Here is a 20,572-nt window from a genome sequence, read left to right as displayed (position 1 = left end):
AGCGATCGCCCCTCCATCGCCTTTGAACCCATAATTTTGAGCCAATCACAAAAAAAAGTATCGGCTGATCTTGTTTTTTCAAAGTGTCTATGTAACGATAATATTCACCTTAAGTACGGTATATCTACTGAATTACCGTAGATTAAATTGCCGTAGATAGTCCAGTTGCCAAGAGAAAGTGGATGGCTGGATAGGGTTTGTTGGCAGTTATTCAGATGTGAGGGGTTTGAGATGGTGAAAACGAAATGGAGTCCGACTTGGGTATTGTCCCTTTTGGCTGGGACGGGCGCGCTGGTTGCCACTGCCGGAAATGCAGCAGAGCCACCAGCAACGGTCAACTCCTCTAAGTCGGCGACTGATGCTGGAGCTGTGCTTAATCAGGTATCCAGCTATAGCGCTGACAACACCGAGAATAATGTTCTGGTAGGGCAAGTCACTTCTGTCTCCCAATTAACCGATGTTAGACCCACGGATTGGGCGTTTCAGGCGTTGCAGTCCCTGGTTGAGCGGTATGGCTGTATTGTGGGTTATCCCGATCTCACCTACCGTGGCAACCAGGCACTCAGCCGTTATGAATTTGCGGCTGGTGTAAATGCCTGTCTGGATCGGATTAATGAGTTGATTACGGCGGCAACCGCCGATCTGGTCAGACGGGAAGATCTGGCAGCGTTGCAAAAACTTCAGGAAGAGTTTGCCGCTGAACTGGCAGTGTTGCGCGGTCGGGTAGATGCGTTGGAAGTGCGGACTGCAACCCTGGAAAGGCAGCAATTTTCGACCACCACCAAGCTGAGTGGTGAGGTTATTTTCGTTGTGGCAGATACCTTTGGCGATCGCGCCACGCGCACGGGCAGCAATTTATTCCTGGGTGGAATTAATGCAGGCAATGAAGGTCGGTTAAGGGATGATCAAACAGAACCGATTCTGGCTGACCGGGTTCGGCTCAACCTGAACACCAGTTTTAGTGGCAAGGATCGCCTGCGGACTCGCCTCACGGCTGGAAACATCACCCCATTTAGCGGTAATTTTACCGGAACTCAGCAAACTCGTTTGGGCTTTGATGGCATCACGGGGACTGGGAATGCCGTATTCGTGGACAAGGTGAATTATCGTTTTCCCCTTGGACCTAATTTTCAAATCCAGGTGGATGCAATTAACAACGAATTTACAGGGGATGGTCTAATTACAACCTTAAGCCCATTTGAAAGTGGGGGAAATGGTGCACTCTCTCGGTTTGGGCGGTTTAACCCCATTTTCAGGACTGGAAATCCCGGTTCAGTTGGTTCTGCGGGCTTTACGCTGGCTTACAATTTCAGTAAAGAGTTCTCATTCCAGGCAGGGTACACCGCCGATAACCAGAGTAACGATCCCAGCCAAAAAAATGGACTATTTAACGGTAACTATGGGGCGATCGCCCAACTCGTCTACAACGGTCCTACCTTTGGAGTGGGTCTATCCTATACCCGCTCCTACTTCCCTGGTGGCAGTGTCAACCTGACAGGTACTACGGGCAGTGGCTATGCGATCGCCCCCTTCGGAACAGGGGTTGCTACTTCCTCCAATGGGGTTTCGGCTCAGTTACAGTTTAGGGTGAGTCCGACCTTTCTGATTGGGGGTTGGTTTGGCGCAACCTTTGCCCAACAAGAGGTAGGGGCAAACAACAATGCCACTATTTTGAACGGAGCCGCCTTTCTAGCCTTCCCTGACCTGGGTAAGAAGGGCAACTTGGGCGGCATCATTGTAGGTGTGCCACCCAAAGTAACTGACAACGATATTGCACTTCGCAGGGATCGGGAAAGTACAACATTCCATGTCGAAGGGTTATACCGCTATCGCATCACCGACACGATTTACATCACGCCTGGGCTAATTGTGCTGTTTAATCCTGAGAACAATAGCCGCAATGACACACAGTTTGTGGGTACCATTCGGACAACTTTTCTATTCTAGGGAGTCTATTCTAGGGAGCGCATAGCTTTGAGAACGGTGGACTTCAGAAGTTTCATTTGATCGGATCACTTTTGATCGGCTTCTGTTGAGTTAGCTTTGTAATCGCTTCAAGTCTGTTCGTTTTTCTGTTTGCTGGTTTATTTTTCCTCACCCTGAGTTCGAGCTATCTGAGATCGCCCTTCCAATCGATCCGCAGGTAGCTTTTTCTATTCCGAGTTCAAATCTTTCGGACATGATATGAAACTCGCTAGCAAGATCCCGGCATCTTGTTGATCTGCTTGTAATTAGCCAAAGTAAATCTCACAGATGCCGGAGATCTGGGGATTAGCCTGCACCAGGTTAATAGAAGAGATTTATCAATAAATACAAAACACCTATCGATAAACCGGGGTTTCTGTCTTGTTTCTGGTTGGGGCTTATGGCATTCTTTCAAAAATAGTCTGTATTCCGACCGACAAACCGGAGATTTAGGACAACCTTATTGGAGAAACGTAGCTATGCAAATCCGACGGATGCCTGCAAAAGTTGTGGGATTTTCTCTACTGATTATTTCTGTCGCGTTTATCGGTGCTTGCTCGAATACCACTGCCAACCCAACGGCAGGTTCAGGGGATAAAAAGGTGATCCGAATTGCGATCGGCACTCAGGATCAAACCATTAACACCGCAACAGGGGGTCCGATTATTCGAGAAGAAAAACTGTTAGAAAAGCACTTACCCAAAACGGGGAAATACCAAAATGTTGAATACAACATTGAATGGTCTAGCTACACCTCTGCACCACCCATTACCAACAAAATGTTGGCAAATCAAATCGACATTGGTGTCATGGCAGACTTCCCTGCAACCATCAACCTGACCACCTTTCGTAAGCAGGGCGGTGGGATGAATACCGTTTTGATTACGAATCTTGCCTACAGTCCCAATGGGGCAGGCAATGCAGTTGTTGTACCCATTGATTCTACTGCCCGCACCTTAGCTGATTTGAAAGGAAAAACCATCTCTGTTCCGTTTGGGACTTCTGCCCATGGAATGTTACTGCGGGCACTCAAAAATGAGGGGATTGATGCCGAAAAGGATGTTACGCTGGTCAGCCAGTCTCCTGAAGTGGGAGGAACCAGCCTCAAGACGCGCCAAATTGATGCCCATGCTGATTTTGTACCCTACGGTGAGTTGTTTCCGTTCAGAGGGTTTGCCCGCAAAATTTACGATGGTGCCAGCACAAATGCACCCACCTTTCATGGCGTAACGGTGCGATCGGACTTTGCGAAGGAGCATCCTGAATTAGTAGTGGCTTACTTAAAAGCCGTTTTAGAAGCGAATCAACGGTTTAGAGATAACCCGGAAGTGCTTTCTGCCAAACTGGAAACGTGGACGGGGGTTGAAAAAGAAATCTTCTATATGTTCCTGGGTCCGTCTGGGATTCAGAAGTTAGACCCGCGAATTCAACCGTATCAGGTCACGGCACTGAAAAACAGTGTGACTACTTTACAGCAAATTGGCAAGCTGGAAGCCACGGTCAAACCTGATGATGTAGTGAGTTGGATCGATGACAGCTATCTGAAGCAAGCGTTGCAGGACAGTGGGGTGACTGAACAGGATGCGGCAAAACTAGCGGAGGATAATGTGATTCGGGGGCAGGATGCACTGACGCAGGAACCGATTCAATATCCCACCCTGGCTGCTCAAGTTTGGGTCGAAGGAGAGGATAAGGTGCTCAGTTTTGCCTCGGTCAAAAACCTGTTTGCTAAGCTGCAACAGCTTAGGGCAGAGGGTAAAGCTCCCAGTGTGATTTTTGTTCACGATCGCACCCATGGCTGGAAACTGTTTGCCCAAAATTCCTTCTACGTTCAAAGTGGCGATCAAATTTCTGCTTTCTTGCTTGAAAAGGATGCTCAAAAATTTGCCAGTAAAGAAGGCGCTAAAGTTGCCAATTTTCAGGAGTTGCAACAACTTTATGCCAACAAAGTACCTGCCAAAGAGTTCGCGATCGCACGATGAGTTTTCATTCCCTGTTCACTATCAGTTTGGAACGGCGATATGTCTTCAAAATTAGCCCAAACGCAAAAAGGGAAGGTGCAATATCGTGTCCCAGATCGAGGATTTCCCAGTCAGACACCCGGTTCCCGTCTGGCTGATGCAGGTCTGGGGTTGCTCAAAAGTCGTACCTTAAAGCGGATCACTTCCATTGTTCTCTTCTTTGGGATCTGGCAGTTTTTGTGTAATGTTCAGTTCAATTTCTTCATTAACTTTACGTTTCTGCCTTCTCCAGTTGAAGTTTGGAGTGCCACCGTTCAATTTTTTACGGGTAATCCAATGGTACACATTGGTGCTAGTGTCAATCGAGTGTTGTTGGGGTTTAGTGTTGCCGCTGGTTTAGGCGTTGCTCTGGGGATTCTAATTGGATGGTTTCGTCCCATCGAAGACCTGGTCTTTATCCCTCTAGAACTGCTCCGCCCCATCCCAGCCGTTGCCTGGATTCCACTGGCGATTTTGATGTTCCCCACTTCAGAAGCAGGAATGATATACATCACGTTTCTGGGGGCATTTTTCCCAATTTTGATCAGCACCATTCGGGGTGTGGAAAATACAGACATTGTTCTGCTCAGGGTTGGTCAATGTTTGGGAGCCAGGCAGTGGCACATCTTTAAGGACATTGTGGTGCCAGGAGCGATGCCCAGTATTGCGAGTGGACTGGTAATTGGCATGGGCAATTCCTGGTTTTGTCTGGTCACGGCTGAAATTCTGGCAGGACGCTTTGGGGTCGGTTATCTCACCTGGGAATCCTATGTCACCTCCAATTACCCGCCGATTGTGATGGGCATGTTGCTGATTGGCTTGATGGGTCTATTCAGCACATTGGTGGTTGACTGGCTCACAAAACGGCTGATGCCCTGGCGGGTGATGAAGAAGCAGGGCGGGTAGAGGGGGAGTGGGGGAGTGAGGGAATGGATGAGAGAAGGTGGCAATCCGGTTGAGGGAGGAAGAGAGCATGGCAACACTGACGGAAAAGGCTGTGAGTCCTGCCGTTCAAGGGCTGGTAGAGATTGTTGATTTATCGATCATCTTTAAACGGAAGGATCAGCACGGGCCATTGCAGGTGTTGGAATCCACCAGCTTGAAGATTCATCCGGGTGAGTTTGCCTGTCTGTTGGGTCCATCAGGTTGTGGTAAGTCTACGATTTTGAATTTGATTGCCGGTTTTCTGAAACCCACGAAAGGGTTGGTGCTGGTGGATGGACATCCTGTGGAGAAACCGGGGGCTGACCGGGGATTTGTGTTTCAACAGTACTCGCTGCTGCCTTGGAAAACGACTTTTCAGAATGTCGAGTTTGGCTTGAAAATTCGGGGCATTCCCAGAGCCGAGCGGGTTGAACGGGTGAATGATTACCTGCATCGGGTTGGGTTATATAAACATCGGCATTCTTACCCCTACCAGTTGTCGGGCGGGATGCAGCAACGAGCCAGTATTATCCGGGCACTGGTGAATTCTCCATCGGTGTTGTTGATGGATGAACCGTTTGCGGCACTGGATGCCCAGACCCGACACATGATGCAGGAAATGCTATTGGATATCTGGAGTGATTTGAAATCAACGGTGATTTTTGTGACTCACGATATTGAGGAAGCAGTTTTTTTAAGCGATCGCATCTTTGTCATGGGCGTTCGTCCAGGACGCATTAAGGAAATTGTAGATGTGAATCTCACACGTCCCCGTCATGTGGATATCATGATTTCCCCGGAGTTTGTTCAACTCAATCGTCAGGTGTTTGACCTGATTCGCGAAGAAACCCTGAAAAGTATGGAGTTGGACTGAATACCCCCTCCCCTACGGTGTCACCCGCTGCAAAAACTCTGGTTGAACCCAGCGATTCAGATCCAGTGTCTTGACCAGTTCATTGCCTGGGATCTGGCTCAGTTGGTTGATGTGTAAATTTAACCAGTCTGGACGAATTGTGGTTTCTAAGAAGAAGCGTCCAGTCTGATTGTGCTGATAGGTCGTGTGCAAAATTTGCGCCACAATGTCAGTCTCTACCTGAGTCCACCGGCTGACCAGGGGCAGAGATGCGGGTGTCTGGTTGTACCAGGATTGAGCCGCTGTTAGCGCTTTCAAATAGGCAATTACCACTTCGGGATAGTGATCTGCCAGGTCTGCCTGCACCACAACGCCATAAAAGACGGGCAGGTTTTCCACCCGATCGCTCGTCAAATAGCGAAATTTACCCTGGCGACAGGCAACTTCGTGAAAGGGGGCAAAATGGGCATAGCCATCGGCTAACGGGCGAGGAAACTTAAACGCCTCAGCCGAACTGGGATAGTCCAGGGCAGCAAGCTCGACTTCGCTCAGCAGGTTGGTGGCTTGCAGCGATCGCAGCATCATACTGTGCGCCGACGAGTGAAATGGAACTGCAACCACCCGTCCCCGCAGGTCTTCAATGCTTTCCAGGTTGGAGTGATGGGGCACCACCACTGCATTGCAAGAACCATCTGGATTGGTTGACACAAAGCTGACTAAGCGGGTTTGTTGATCGCTGGGCTGCCCCGCCTGCAACCCACTCAACAGCAGTGGATAATCCCCCAGCACCCCGATATTCAAATTGCCCGATCGCAATCCTTCTACAATTGGTGCGCCAGTGGTAAAGTTGCGCCAGTGGATCTGGTACTCGATGCCACTGTAACGCCCCTCTGTGGGGAGAAAGTGTTCCAGCAAGCCTAGGCGTTCGATCAGTAACCCGGCGGAGATCGCCGGAATGGTCAGATTTTGGACACCAATAGTCAGAGTCAGGGTTTCCGGTGTGCGAGGAGTGGAGCGGTATAACGAAAAACCGGGCGATCTCAGCCGTGGGGAAGAAAGGGAATCCGATACCTCATCGGTTGCGGATTGGAGAAAGGTCGCCAATTGTTGCACTGGATTGAGGCTGGGCGATCGCGTCTTTCCCACGCCCAAGCCCGATCCATTGCAGGCTTCTAACCGCTTTGGCATCAACAAATAGACTGTTCCCGGTAGGGCAAACTCTTGCAACGACACGGATACCACCGTCTTTGCCTGACAATCCGGCTTCAATTCAAACTCGGAAGCAAACCCCAGATAGCCGCCCTGCATTACATAGGTTCGCATCAAGCTGATCGTGTCCACGGTTTCGAGTTGGGGAAAATCGTTTAACGATAGCCCCAATTCCTGTAAGCGCGACTCCAACACCAGCCGACTCGGTGTTCCGGTGGGCAAAACCACCCAGGGATAGTTGGTTAACTCCTTGAGACTGAGCCAACTCTGGGCGGCTAACCGATGCGATGCCGCCACCAATAACGAATAGCGGACGGACCGAAGGGGTGTGGTGGAAATCTCTGAAATTCCGGCAAAACCAACATCTGAAATTCCCAAATCGACCTGATTGCTGGTGATGGCTCGATACAGAAATTCAACCGACTCAAACACGACACACCGAGTTTGCATCTGAGGATATTGCTGCCGATAGTTGAACAGCATATCGGGAATCCAACCCTCGGCGATCGCGCTGGTGCAACCAATCTTCAGGGTGCCAACACTGCCCTTTTTGATCGCTTGAATCGTTTGTAAAAGTTGATTTTCAAGTTCAATCAGTGCCGGTCCTTGCTCTAACAAAAACTGACCCACTTCGGTCAGCTCAACCTTTCGACCGACTCGATAAAACAAGGGTGTTCCCAGTTCAGATTCCAGAGATTTAATTTTGGCGCTCACCGCTGGCTGTGTCAGGTTCAGAGCATCGGCGGCATCTGTGAAGCTTAAATGACGAGCAACTTCTAAAAAAACTTTGATCTGATAAATTTCCATTGTGAAAAATCAGTGGTGATGCAGTTTATCTAAATGGATCCAGGAAATGGATTGGTTTATTTTATTAGTTTATAAAAGATAGCGATAAAAAGGATGCTATTTCTATTGCAAAATGGATGGGTGTTCAGATTGGCTAGAGAATTGTAACTGCCGATACCTTAGGGTTGTATTCCGGAGCAAAAATAGATCGGCAGGGGGCTACAAAATGCACAATCCTAAACTTGTAGCAATAAGCATTGCCAGGTGAATCAGTCAAGTTTTTATCAATTAAATTTTCTCAATTCAAACAGGAGTTCTGTGTGAGTACTCAAGTGACTACTCAATTGATCCAAACAGACATTCTGGTCATTGGCGGTGGCACTGCTGGAACGATGGCTGGAATTAAGGCAAAGCAAGCTAATCCCGAAGCAGCGGTCCTGATTCTGGAAAAGGCAAACATCCGCCGCAGTGGGGCGATCGCGATGGGCATGGATGGGGTCAATACCGCTGTGATTCCGGGTCATTCGACCCCAGAACAGTACACCCGCGAGGTGACGATCGCCAATGATGGCATTCTTAACCAGAAAGCCGTTTACCAAACGGGCAAACTTGGGTTTGACGTGATTCAGGAACTGGAAAGCTGGGGTGTTAAGTTTCAAAAGGACACCCAGGGTAACTATGACCTGAAGCAGGTGCATCGTGTCGGTAAGTACGTGTTACCCATGCCAGAAGGGAAAGACCTGAAAACCATTCTGACCCGCCAGGTGAAGCGCCATCAAGTGAAAGTCACTAATCGGGTGATGGCAACTCGGGTGCTGGTGCAGCAGGGACGGGCTGTGGGTGCCGTTGGGTTTGATGTCCGGAGTGGTGATTTTGTGGTGATTCAGGCAAAAGCCGTCATCCTCTGCACGGGTGCCTGTGGTCGGTTGGGATTGCCCGCCTCTGGCTACCTTTACGGCACCTATGAAAACCCGACTAATGCCGGGGATGGCTATTCCATTGCCTACCATGCCGGAGCCGAACTCACAAACATTGAATGCTTTCAAATCAACCCCCTGATTAAGGATTACAACGGGCCCGCCTGTGCCTATGTCGCCGGGCCCTTTGGCGCGTATACGGCAAATGCTGAAGGACACCGCTTCATTAGCTGTGACTATTGGAGTGGTCAAATGATGCTGGAGGTCTGGAAAGAACTCAACTCTGGCAAGGGACCCGTTCAACTCAAAATGACCCATCTCGATGAAGACACCATTTCTGAGATTGAAACGATTCTCTGGGCAAATGAGCGTCCGAGCCGGGGACGGTTTCATGCAGGCAGGGGCGAGAACTACCGCACCCACGGCGTTGAAATGAATATTTCGGAAATTGGGCTGTGTAGTGGACACAGTGCATCCGGTGTCTGGGTGAATGAGAAGGCAGAAACCACCGTACCCGGACTCTATGCGGCTGGAGACATGGCAAGTGTGCCGCACAATTACATGATTGGAGCTTTTGTGTTCGGACGACTGGCAGGCGAATACGCAGTGGAATACAGCCGCGATCTGGAGCATGTAGAACCCGATCCAACCTTACTGGCAGCCGAACAAGCCAGGGTTTACGCTCCCCTGAATCGCCCGAATGGAATTCCCCACACTCAAGTCGAGTACAAATTGCGGCGTTTGGTGAATGACTATCTCCAACCGCCCAAGTCAGAACCCAAGATGGAGATTGGCTTGCAGCATTTTGTCCACTATCGCGAAACCCTGGATTTGATGGGTGCTCGCGATCCCCATGAATTGATGCGCTGTATGGAAGTCCATTTCATTCGCGACTGTGCCGAGATGGCAGCACGGGCTTCCCTCTATCGCCGCGAAAGCCGTTGGGGATTGTATCACTATCGCCTGGACTATCCAGAAAAAAACAATGAAGAATGGTTTTGCCATGTCAATCTGAAGAAAGACAGCACCGGCGAAATGGCGTTGTTTAAACGTCCGGTGGAGCCGTATATTGTCAGCGTTGATGTGGAACAGGAAGTGTATAACGTTGCCGTTCGTTAGAGGAAGAAATTATGGCTTTAACCACTCAAAGAGTCGATGTGCCGGTGATTGTGGATGAGTCTAAATGTTTAGAAAAATGCACGGCTTGTATTGAAGTCTGTCCCCTGGATGTGCTGGCAAAGAACCCCGAAACGGGCAAGGCATACATGAAATATGACGAATGCTGGTTCTGTTTGCCCTGTGAAAAAGAATGCCCGACCAATGCCATTACAGTGCAAATTCCATTTTTGTTGCGGTGAGGACTTGAAATGACATTGGATGTTGATTCTGAGTTGAACCAATGGCTGGAATTGTTGCGATCGCCCGATGTCGGCGATCGCCTGGTTGCCATCAAAATGCTGCAACACCTGGGCGATGAAGCGGCATTAGAACCCTTGATTCAGGCATTGAACGATAACAGTACGGCGGTGCAAAAGTTAGCAGTCACCGTCCTTTGGGAACTCGCCAATCCTGCCGCAGTCCCAGCACTGCTGAAATCCCTGGCTTCCCCCGACGAAGAGATTCGCTCTGAAGCACTTGCCGCCCTGGGTGAACTGATCGCTGCTGCTGATTTACTTCAGTTGCTGGATACTTTACACAATGGTGATATCGCTGTGCAGGAAAGTGTTCTAATTCTGCTGCGGAAGATTCATGATGTGCAGTCTTTGCCCTCTGTCCTTCCGTTTTTTAATTCAGAACACACCACCCTGCGGGAAGCTGCCGTTACCACCCTGCGCTACCTCAACCAGGTAGAGCGCTGTCAACCCGCCCTGGAATTAATCGCCGACCCGGATGAAACGGTGCGTCGAGAAGCCGCCCTGACCCTGGGGCACCTGGCAGATGATGAAGTCGTTGCCCGTTTAAGTCGAGCCTTAACGGATGATCCAGACTGGCAGGTGCGACGGAATGCCGCCAAATCCCTGGCACTCAAAGCCTCGATCGCAGCTTTCCCAGCCTTAGCCACTGCCCTTAAGGATGACCACTGGCAGGTACGCAAATTTGCCCTGCAAGTGTTACAGGTCACACCCGCTGAGCAGTTTCTACCAGCCCTGGTGCAGGCGCTAACTGATGAGTATTCGGATGTGCGCCGGGATGCAGCGATCGCCCTCGGCAAACTGGGCAACCCAATGGCGTTAAATGCCCTCCAGCAAGCCCTGGATGACCCCGATCGGGATGTATGCATCTATGCCCAGCGGGCAATTGATGCCATTCAAACCAATCTGCAACCGTCCTCCCAGGTGGATGCCTAACCCCCCTCACCCCCTCACTCCTCACCCCTCACTTTCCCTATGGCAATTCACCTATCCGAGCCGCCGATTTTTGTAATTGGAGCTGAGCGATCGGGCACGACCCTGCTAATGACAATTCTCGGCTGCCATCCCCGCATTGCCGTACCGGAAGTTGCCTGGTTTTACCCGCGCTTTCATCCCTATTTGTCTACCTATGGCGATTTGACCGATCGCGATCGCCTGCGAACCCTGGCAGGAGAAATGATTTTCGGACTCAAGACTCCTTTCTGGGGTGTACCGGTCAATCCTAAAACGATTGTCGATGAGATTCTAGACCGAGTCCAGGAGCCAGGCTTTGGTGGGTTATACAACGCCATTCTGCAATGGTATGCCGACTACACCGGAAAGCCGCGCTGGGGCGAAAAGACTCCCTTCAATCTGTTTTTCATCGATGCCATACTGAATGATTTTCCCAACGCCCAATTTATCTATTTGATTCGAGATGGGAGAGATGTCAGTTCAGAATATTTGGAATCAGCCTTTGGTCCCACTAATGTTTATGCTGCCGCAACCATCTGGAAACAGTGCCAGGACGCGGTCAAACCCTGGCGTGAAAAGCTACAGGGTGATCAGTGGTTGGATGTGCGCTATGAAACCCTGGTTCGTCAACCAGAGAAGATTATCCAGGAAGTGTGTCGCTTTCTGGGTGAAACCTACGACCCCGTGATGCTGGAGTTTTACCAAACGGATATTGCCCAACGACGGGCACAGGTACGGGATCATAAACCCCTGGGACATCCGATTAGCGATCGCTACATTGGCATCTACAAAGCGTTATTGAGTCTGCGAGATCAGCGCATTTTTGCCGGAATTGCTGGAGCAGAACTGACACAAGCAGGCTATGACGTTGAGGTTGAACCGTTGCACCTCACCCCTGATGAGCAACAGCGCTACGAAGAACTGGATGCCCGCATCCGTGCCGCCACCCTGGATGCCCCCGATGGTCATATCGTTTACGAGAGCTACAACGATTGGCTGGCAGGCCAGCGCCAAGAACGAATCCGGCAAGGCATTGGTCAGGAAGCTCCCCCATTACCCCTATTTTCCCACCATGCATACGCCGAAGAATTAATCACAGGTCAACGCGCCTGGCGTAAATGGAAGAACTATTTTGGCATCAAACGCCAATATACCAGTCACAAACTGGTTTTGTAAGGAGTGAGGTTTATTCGTCATTTATTTGTCATTTATGGTATTCCCAGGTTCTTTTCCGCATACAGAACAGCCATTCCCACAGGCTTCTGACCCCATCACAACAGTTCGTCAAAATGAAGCGATCACCTATCTGAAACAGGTCAAAGAACCCATACTCCAGAATGATGTGGTCAGTCTGGGGATGGTGCGAAATCTTCGAGTTGTGGATGATTATCTCTATCTGCGTTTGTATATTGGAGTGCATCAACAGGAATTACGCGATCGCATCCAGTCTGCATTATCAGCCATAACCTGGTGCAAAAAGACCTATATCCAAACCTGCACGATTCCGCAGGTTAAAATCACACTGGCAATTTCCAGCGGTAAGGGAGGCGTGGGCAAATCCACGGTGGCAGTGAATTTAGCCGTGGCATTACAGCAACAGGGCGCTAAGGTGGGGCTACTGGATGCCGATGTCTACGGTCCCAATGTGCCGCATATGCTGGGCTTGGGTCAGTCTTCCGTAGAGGTGATTGAAACCCCAGAAGGACAGCGGTTTCAACCCCTACAAGCCCACGGGATCAAGATCATGTCAGTCGGGTTGTTAGCTGAACCCGATCATCCCCTGGCATGGCGGGGTCCGGTGCTGCATAAGATTGTGACCCAGTTCATTCATCAGGTGGACTGGGGCGATCTGGATTTTCTCCTGATTGACCTGCCTCCGGGTACGGGGGATGCCCAAATTACGATTGTCCAGGAAAGTCCAATCTGTGGGGTGCTGCTGGTCACTACTCCGCAACAAGTGGCGATCGCCGATGTCCGGCGGAGCGTCCATATGTTTCGTCGGGTTGGCATTCCGGTGCTGGGCATGATTGAGAATATGAGCTATTTGATCTGCAATTGCTGCGGCAAGCCGACACCCATTTTTGGCACCGGCGGCGGGCAGCAGCTAGCAACAGAACTCGACACTCCCCTGCTGGGGCAAATTCCGCTTGAACCCCAGATTGCGATCTCCAGCGACAGCGGGCACCCCATTCTGTCTGCAGAAACCGAGTCAACCGCAGCAGAAGTCTTCCGACAATTGGCAGCGGCAATCAACCGCACATTCCAGAGTGGTTTGCAATAACCTGGTATTTTGCTTGACAGGGTTCTCCCACCTCTTTAAACTTCTAACATCGGTTTATCGATAGATTTACCGTACTTTTGTATGGAGCAAGGGATCGTTTCGCTTGTTTGAGCCGTCAGGTGCGATCGCTGGCTAAAACTATCATCAGCAAAGCGCTATTGAACATCTAGAAAAGCATTTCGGCTTCTTAATCGGGCGCCCTGCACAGTAAGGCGTACCCCAGATCGCAATTCAATCGCTGACCCAAGGAGACTTGTATGATCAAGCGTCGCCACGTATTGGCTGGTTTAGTTAGTTCACTCGCAGTTGCCCTGCCCTCCTTTGCTCAAGCGCCGCCACCAGTCGAGCTAACGCTTGTGACCTACAATGTGGCAAAACCCTTCTATACCCGATTGCTGCCTGAGTTTAAGAAATACTGGAAGGAAAAAACCGGACAAGATGTCACCTTCAAAGAGTCCTATGGACCCACGGTTCCCCAGGCGCGTTCAATTCTGGCGGGGCTGGAAGCCGATGTGTTTGCCATCAATACCCAGTTTGCGATCGATCTTCTGGTTGACAACGGTTTTGTTAAGTCCGACTGGCAAAAGCGGTTGCCCAACAATGCCGTCCCGGCAAGTACGGTGATGGTGCTGGTCACCCGTCCCGGCAATCCCAAGCAGATCCGCACCTGGAAAGACTTGACCCGCAACGATGTCCAAATTGTGGCAATTAATCCGAAAACGTCTGGAAACGCCCGCTGGGGGATTCTGGCTGGCTATGGTTCGATCCTGAAAGACCAGGGAAGACCTCAAGCAGAGGCATATCTCAATAGTTTGGTGAGAAACAGCAAAACCTTTGTGAACAACGGACGGGAAGCCACGGAGACATTCGTGCGAAACCGGGTGGGTGATGTGATGGTCAATTTTGAGAATGAAATTATCTTCACCAATGAAGTCATTCCCCGCGATTTTCCCTACATTGCTCCATCTCCGAACATTCAGGTAGATTTTCCAGTTACCGTTGTGGATCGAGTCGTCGATAAACGCGGAACGCGCAAAGTTGCCGAAGCATTTACCCAATTTTTGTTTACACCAAAGGCACAGGAACTCTTTGCTCAGGTGGGGTATCGCCCTAGTAACCGGCAGGTACTTCAGCAGTTTCAAAAACAGTATCAACCCGTGCAAAAGCAGTACACCATTGCTGACTTTGGTGGTTGGAAGTTAGTCAATAAGGAACTATTTTCAGATGGTGGGCTGTTTGACATTGCCCAACAGTCAGCCGCAGGCAGGTAACGCTTGAACCCATGACGATTGAATTGCGGAAGTTATCCTTGCATTCGCCTGCTGGGTTGGGTCAGCCCCTTGCCTGGGGATTGGTGCTGACCTATCTCAGCTTTATTCTGTTACTGCCCTTTGCCGCATTGATCTGGCAGGCTTCCCGTCGTCCCGTGTCAGACCTTTGGCGGTTAATTACGGCACCTGTCGCTGTGGAAGCGTATCGGTTGACATTTGCCAGCTCACTGCTGGCAGCGGTGATCAATAGTTTTTTCGGCTTAATTCTTGCCTGGATTCTGGTTCGCTATTCCTTTCCCGGACGACGGTTTGCCGATGGATTGATCGATTTACCGTTTGCGATCCCTGGAGTGGTGGCAGCCATTTCTCTGATGACGCTCTATGGTCCCAGTGGGGTGATTGGTCAATTTCTCGACCCTGGCACCCCTTTAGGAAATTGGTTTCAGCAATTTGGGATTGAGGAGATTACCCTCACCACATCCATTGCAGGCATCCTGATGGCACAGATCTTTTCAACGATACCCTTTGTGGTACGCACGGTACAGCCTGTGCTGGTGGAAATGGAGCCAGAGGTTGAAGAGGTTGCTTACACGCTGGGAGCCAGTTCCTGGCAGTCTTTTTGGCGGGTGGTGTTTCCCCAACTATTACCTGCAATTCTGACTGGGTTTACGCTGGCACTGGCGCGAGGCATTGGCGAGTTTGGCATCATTTTTATGATCTCTGGCAATATTCCCTACGAAACGTTGGTATCGACGGTGTATGTCTTTCAGCGGTTAGAAGAATATGATTACAGTGGTGCTACGGCGGTTGCGATTGTGCTGTTGGTGCTGTCGCTAGTGTTGCTGACGGTTGCCAATTTATTTCAACGCTGGAGTCGGCGTTGGGAGGTGGTAAATGGGGAGTAGGGAGTAGGGGGATAGGGTGATTGAGCTTGAGCGAAAGCAGGGTTCGTTGTTGCAAAAAGATGTTCTGAAATCCCGATCGCAGATTTCAGGGCAGGGGTTGCCCTGGGCAAAGTACCTGCTGATTGGGTCAGGTCTGGTTTTTTTGGGACTGGTGGTGGCATTGCCGCTGGTGAATATTTTTTACCAGGCATTTGCCCTGGGCTTTCAAACCTACTGGGCGGGAATCCATGAGCCAGATGCCCTGCACGCGATCGCTTTGACGCTGATCATCACGCTGGTATCTGTCCCGGTCAACACCCTATTTGGGATTCTGCTTGCCTGGTTGCTGGTTCACCATAAATTTCCGGGCAAACTGCTGCTCATCGGTTTACTGGACCTGCCCCTGACGGTTTCTCCAGTGATTGTAGGCTTGATGTTTATTCTGCTTTTCAGCCAGATTGATAGTGTATTCCAACAGTGGGTAGTGGCATTTAACTTAAAAATTATTTTTGCATTGCCGGGAATGATTCTGGTAACGCTATTTATTACCTTGCCATTCGTCGTGCGGGAAGTGTTACCTGCCTTACAGAACATGGGGTTGGAGCAGGAGGAAGCAGCCCAAACCCTGGGCGCAAACGCCTGGCAGATTTTTTGGCGGGTAACGCTACCCAACATTCGCTGGGCTGTGTTGTATGGCGTTGTTCTGTGTACTGCCAGGGCAGTGGGTGAATTTGGTGCGGTGGCAGTGGTGTCCGGTAAGGTCATTCAGTCCACCAACACACTGACCCTCCACGTCGAGCGGGTGTATATGGAATATCAGACGGTTGCTGCGTTTGCCTGTGCCTCTCTCCTGACACTGACCGCATTATTGACCCTGATTGCTCAGGAAATTGTGCGCCGCCATGACCATTCCCTGTCCGATAAATGATCCAATCTGCCAAGGTTTTGCCATTTGATTGAATTCCTATGTCTGATGCATCATTTGATCCGCTGCCAGGAGAATACTTCCATCCGCAAGGCTACCTGGACTATGTGAAGACACTGCCTTTTTTGGGGCGTTTGCGCTGTGCAACTACCCAGATCGAGGCAGGAAGCTGGCAGGAGATTTTGCTGGACTATGAAGTGGGAGCTTCGGGGTTAGCAGATGGTGCCTGGTTTAAGGTGGCGTTTAAGTTCTATTCGGACTGGGCACTGTTTCAAACTGCCGATCCCCAGGGGGCAAACTACTTATCGGCTGAGTATCTGGCCCGTCCAACTCTGCCAGGGGAAAGTCCAGCAACGGTGCAGGAACTCAAGATCCGTTTTGACCAGAAAGGGCATGAGCGTCCCTTCCAGAAGGCAGTGATTGTGGATGTGGTCGATGGTTATCTCAAACCGGGCGATCGCATCTTGCTAAGGTTGGGCGATCGCCGCCCAGGTGGACCCGGAACCCGCACCCAAACCTTTGTGGAACAGGGCTTTCGTTTCCGGGCATACCTCGACCCGGTGGGCACTTCCCGCTTTGCCGAAATACCAGGCGATGTGGTACTGGACATCGTGCCGGGTCCACCCCACAGTCTGAGCATCATCAGTCCACGTCTGGTCAAAACGGGGAAAGCGTTTCCGCTGCGAGTGCGGGTAGAAGACCGCTGGGGCAACACCTGCTGGAATTTGGGCGGCAGGATACAGTTGCAATCGTTTCAAAACCAGGCAATTCCTGATCCGACGATAAGCCTACCAGAACAGGGATGGGCAGTCGTCAAAACTGAATCGACACTGGATCGAGATGGGGAAACCCTCCTACAAGCAAACTTAGTCGGTACTAAACTACAAAGTGAATTAACTCCCATTACCGCAGATAGTCATCTTTCTTACCCACGTCCGTTCTTCGCCGATTTACATGTCCACTCGAATAGCACCATTGGTACGAACAGTACAGAATACAATTTCACCTACGGTCGAGATGTTGCTGGACTGGATATCTTAGGCTATACCGCCAATGACTTTAACATCACCAAAGAACGATGGGCGGAGGATGTGCGTTTGTGTCAAGCTGTGACTCAGGCAGGTGAATTCCTTTGCTATCCGGGAACCGAGTGGTGTGGTAACTCGGCGGCTGGTGGCGATCGCAATGTGGTGTTTCTGGGAGACGAGATCTTGTTTCCTGTCGATCGGCAGGGACAGCCGGTGCGATCGTTTGAGTGGAATGAGGACATGCCAGGGAAGCAACTCATTCCCGGTGCCTATCCGGTTGATCGTCTCTATGAGGCATACCACCACGACCCGGAGCATCATCTCCTGATCCCCCATGTCGGTGGACGACGCGCCATTCTCGACTGGCACCATCCCCAACTGGAACGCTTGATTGAAATTGGCTCAGCCTGGGGGCACTTTGACTGGTTTTATCAAGATGCGATTCGACGCGGGTACAAATTAGGTGTCTGCGCTAACGGAGACGAGCATCGGGGGCGTTGTGGGGGTGGGGTTCCTGGTACGGCAGTATTTGGAGTCAATGGCGGGATCACAGGCGTGATTGCTCCCTCACTGACTAAACCTGTGATTAATCAGGCTTTGCGATCGCGCCACACCTGGGCAACGACGGGCGATCGCAGTGTGGCGCTACTCTGGTCAGGAACCCAGATTCAGGGAGACGAGTTTGTCGCATCCGAAGCCGTCACCCTTTCCTATCGATTTCTGGGAACCGCTGGCTGGGATGAAATAGCAGCTTTTAGCGATCAGGGTTTGCTGTGGCAGCGTAATTTGCAAGCTGAAGCTGGCTATGCAAACAATCGGATTCGCCTGCGCTGGGGCGGGGCACGCATCAAAGACCGCTACCGCTGGGCAGAATGGCGCGGAATTTTAGACTGCTCCAATACCTCAGTACAGAGCTATCGTATGGTTGGGAATGAGCACCCAGAGGAATTTGCTCGGCGATCGGAACCATTAACCATCGAGTTTCGTTCTGATACCTACGGAGATTCAGACGCGATCGAACTGGAACTCTCTGACCTGTCTCACGCCCACTTTCGGCTGCATGTGGAATTAGATAGTTACAACAAAATCGGTAATCCATTGCAGCGTACCCCTTACATCCATTACCCTCAATTTGACTGGGAATTTACTGGCGCAGAAGTTTTGCAACAAGGAATTATCCGATGCGAATTAGGGGGCGCAGACCTGTTCGTTGCGGTAGAGCGGTTAAGTGCCCAACCCATGCCGCGGGAAGTCAGAGGTTGCTTCACCATAGAACCTCAAACGACAACCCATGGATTTCTACCAATCTATTTATATGGTCGCCAGGTAAATGATACAAAAGCATGGACAAGCCCGTTATTCATCACGTTTTCAACCTAGTACTCCACCAATCCAACTTTATCGAGTGCTGAGAGCCACTGACCACTGACCAGTAACCAATGACTAATGACCAATGACCAATGACTAATGACTAATGACCACTCCATCCTTCGTTCCTCGTTTACTTTGGTAATTCTTTCCAAATGACAATCAATGTCCCCGTTCCATCCTTAGTCGGCACCATATTTAAATACAAGGATGTATTCTCTTTCTGAATCTGGTAAACATTACCGCCGCCATAGGGAGTGGGAAGATCGGTCACTTCAAAATCATCCTTGACCAGGTTTGAACGAAAAAACTCATCCATCATGGTCTCAGCGGGTTGCCCAGACACCAGACTGATATTGCGAACCTCCGAACGAGGTGCTAATCCGCTTGCCTTTAATCCCTTGCCATCCGGCTTGGCATAAAACTGATTCGGTTGAGCAAAATGAGACGGATCGGCTTGCTGTACCGCTAACCCCAGCAGGATTGAATAGACTTCTGGCGGCACTTCCACCGCACTCTCCAGGTCATCCAGGGTGCGAGCTGCGTTTGACAGAACATACACCGTATTTTTGCCGTTTTGCAAAATGCTTAAAAACTGGGTTTGCCCATTGCGGGAAACCTGATAAACAATGCGTTCAGCCTCTTGAACCGTGGGCTTAATCTCATACTTCTTCGCAGGAAGTTCCTTCACAAAATGGTCAGAAACCTGGCTCAACGTCCCCTCCACTTCTAGGCAGGATGGCAGTTCAAAACATCCCGGTTGTGAACCTGGGTAAAGAGGAAAATCATCCCAGGGATTGGGTTCGTTATCTCCTGTGACAGGATCCGCTGCTCTAGGAGCCGCCGAGTCCGGAGCAGGGGAGGATGGTTTAACGGGCGGGGGTGGCGGAGCCGCAGCGGGACGGGGACGGGTTACCGTGCGCGTTACTTTTGGACGCTCAGGCACTTTTTTCTGTGGCAGCTTTTTGTTTAGACTTGGCAATTGGGTAATTCGGATCTGCTGCTCTGCCTTTTCTGGAGGTTTGGGCTGCGGCTTGTCTCCCAGTGGAAACAGGAATACGGCGGCATGTAAGCCAAGTGACACCAGCACAGTCAACCACCCATACCATTTAGACAACCAGGACGACTCCGGTGGCTTAGGTCGGGAAAGAATTGGGTCAGGGGAAGTTGCCAAACCTTCAGAAGTCAGAGAATTCGCCTCAGTGGTTGGTTGAACTACTGTGGAGGTTGAGGCGTGGGTTTCAAGCCTGGTAGGCTCTGTAGCCATCACATTTCCTTCGGCTGTTGAACGCTTGACTTTTTCCACAAAAACACGACTCCGTCAATAAATCTTTTAGAAAGAAAGAGGGTGTGAAACTCCCAAGACGGTGAAAATTTTTGAGATCTTGCTTTTGACGGAGGTTCCAGCTCAAAGTTGTCCATGTTGTGGATAAAGAGTAATTCCCGGCAAAAAACTACGGTAACTCGATAGGGTATTAGTAGTTAATTGAATTAAAATCATCGCACAGTCACTGTTGCTAAGGCAAGGGATCAAAGAAATATTTCTTACACTGATTTCTTGTATGTAATTTCGCGCGCTTCATCGGACCGCTATAGGAGCGATCGCACTCCGCTTAATTGCCTTTAAACCTCAGTCCAGCAATCGCTCTAAGTATTTTAGAGTCTCTTCTGAAAGGTTAGATTTTGGGAAGAGTCGTTCATGATTGGGGTAGCTATTCCACTGATTGCAAAACCACTTCGCAGGAGGCAGTTGGGGACAATCTGGCGTGGTAGACCAATGGAGAATTCAACCAAA

General features: G+C 50.3%; 15 protein-coding genes. 13 read left to right on the top strand and 2 right to left on the bottom strand.

Going from position 1 to position 20,572, the window contains the following annotated elements:
* Positions 1-231 precede the first annotated feature (231 nt).
* The 4 genes from AC1S52_RS16630 to AC1S52_RS16615 all read left to right on the top strand — a co-directional run bounded on the left by AC1S52_RS16630 (position 232) and on the right by AC1S52_RS16615 (position 5,763).
* A complete protein-coding gene (locus tag AC1S52_RS16630; protein WP_482030151.1) occupies positions 232-1,947 on the top strand; it encodes an iron uptake porin in 1,716 nt (571 codons plus the stop codon).
* Between the two features lie 497 nt (positions 1,948-2,444).
* Complete coding sequence (locus AC1S52_RS16625) at positions 2,445-3,947, top strand: ABC transporter substrate-binding protein (protein ID WP_482030150.1); 1,503 nt, start codon at positions 2,445-2,447, stop codon at positions 3,945-3,947.
* A gap of 39 nt (positions 3,948-3,986) precedes the next feature.
* Positions 3,987-4,871 (top strand): ABC transporter permease, encoded by an 885-nt coding sequence (locus tag AC1S52_RS16620; protein WP_482030149.1) that lies wholly within the window; start codon positions 3,987-3,989, stop codon positions 4,869-4,871.
* Positions 4,872-4,938: 67 nt separating this feature from the next.
* Entirely contained in the window at positions 4,939-5,763 is an 825-nt protein-coding gene (locus AC1S52_RS16615; protein WP_482030148.1) for an ABC transporter ATP-binding protein, read from the top strand.
* A gap of 12 nt (positions 5,764-5,775) precedes the next feature.
* On the opposite strand, the gene AC1S52_RS16610 is transcribed toward AC1S52_RS16615, so the two are convergent.
* Positions 5,776-7,758, bottom strand: a complete 1,983-nt coding sequence (locus tag AC1S52_RS16610) for a LysR family transcriptional regulator (protein WP_482030147.1) — start codon at positions 7,756-7,758, stop codon at positions 5,776-5,778.
* A 299-nt stretch (positions 7,759-8,057) separates the two neighbouring features.
* Here AC1S52_RS16610 and AC1S52_RS16605 point away from each other — a divergent pair, with 299 nt between their 5' ends.
* From AC1S52_RS16605 to AC1S52_RS16565, 9 genes are all read left to right on the top strand, one after another.
* Entirely contained in the window at positions 8,058-9,773 is a 1,716-nt protein-coding gene (locus AC1S52_RS16605) for a fumarate reductase/succinate dehydrogenase flavoprotein subunit (RefSeq protein WP_482030146.1), read from the top strand.
* An 11-nt stretch (positions 9,774-9,784) separates the two neighbouring features.
* Positions 9,785-10,012, top strand: a complete 228-nt coding sequence (locus AC1S52_RS16600) for a 4Fe-4S dicluster domain-containing protein (protein ID WP_009630490.1) — start codon at positions 9,785-9,787, stop codon at positions 10,010-10,012.
* A gap of 9 nt (positions 10,013-10,021) precedes the next feature.
* On the top strand, positions 10,022-11,002 hold the full coding sequence (locus tag AC1S52_RS16595; protein WP_482030145.1) for a HEAT repeat domain-containing protein: 981 nt from the start codon (positions 10,022-10,024) through the stop codon (positions 11,000-11,002).
* Positions 11,003-11,041: 39 nt separating this feature from the next.
* Positions 11,042-12,196: a sulfotransferase family protein gene (locus AC1S52_RS16590; protein ID WP_482030144.1), complete on the top strand. Its 1,155-nt coding sequence runs from the start codon at positions 11,042-11,044 to the stop codon at positions 12,194-12,196.
* A 34-nt stretch (positions 12,197-12,230) separates the two neighbouring features.
* Complete coding sequence (locus AC1S52_RS16585; RefSeq protein ID WP_482030143.1) at positions 12,231-13,301, top strand: Mrp/NBP35 family ATP-binding protein; 1,071 nt, start codon at positions 12,231-12,233, stop codon at positions 13,299-13,301.
* 257 nt (positions 13,302-13,558) lie between these two features.
* Entirely contained in the window at positions 13,559-14,572 is a 1,014-nt protein-coding gene (locus AC1S52_RS16580) for a sulfate ABC transporter substrate-binding protein (RefSeq protein WP_482030142.1), read from the top strand.
* A gap of 11 nt (positions 14,573-14,583) precedes the next feature.
* Positions 14,584-15,477: a sulfate ABC transporter permease subunit CysT gene (gene cysT, locus AC1S52_RS16575; RefSeq protein WP_482030141.1), complete on the top strand. Its 894-nt coding sequence runs from the start codon at positions 14,584-14,586 to the stop codon at positions 15,475-15,477.
* A 16-nt stretch (positions 15,478-15,493) separates the two neighbouring features.
* Complete coding sequence (cysW, locus tag AC1S52_RS16570) at positions 15,494-16,384, top strand: sulfate ABC transporter permease subunit CysW (RefSeq protein ID WP_482030140.1); 891 nt, start codon at positions 15,494-15,496, stop codon at positions 16,382-16,384.
* Between the two features lie 38 nt (positions 16,385-16,422).
* The gene (locus AC1S52_RS16565; protein WP_482030139.1) at positions 16,423-18,789 is read left to right on the top strand and encodes a hypothetical protein; all 2,367 of its coding nucleotides are present in this window, start codon (positions 16,423-16,425) and stop codon (positions 18,787-18,789) included.
* A gap of 121 nt (positions 18,790-18,910) precedes the next feature.
* On the opposite strand, the gene AC1S52_RS16560 is transcribed toward AC1S52_RS16565, so the two are convergent.
* On the bottom strand, positions 18,911-20,044 hold the full coding sequence (locus AC1S52_RS16560; RefSeq protein WP_482030138.1) for a hypothetical protein: 1,134 nt from the start codon (positions 20,042-20,044) through the stop codon (positions 18,911-18,913).
* Positions 20,045-20,572: the final 528 nt, after the last annotated feature.

This window comes from Kovacikia sp. CALU 1929 (assembly GCF_056784235.1).
Note: the sequence above shows the minus strand (reverse complement) of the source record. Positions and strands in the feature narration are given on the sequence as shown.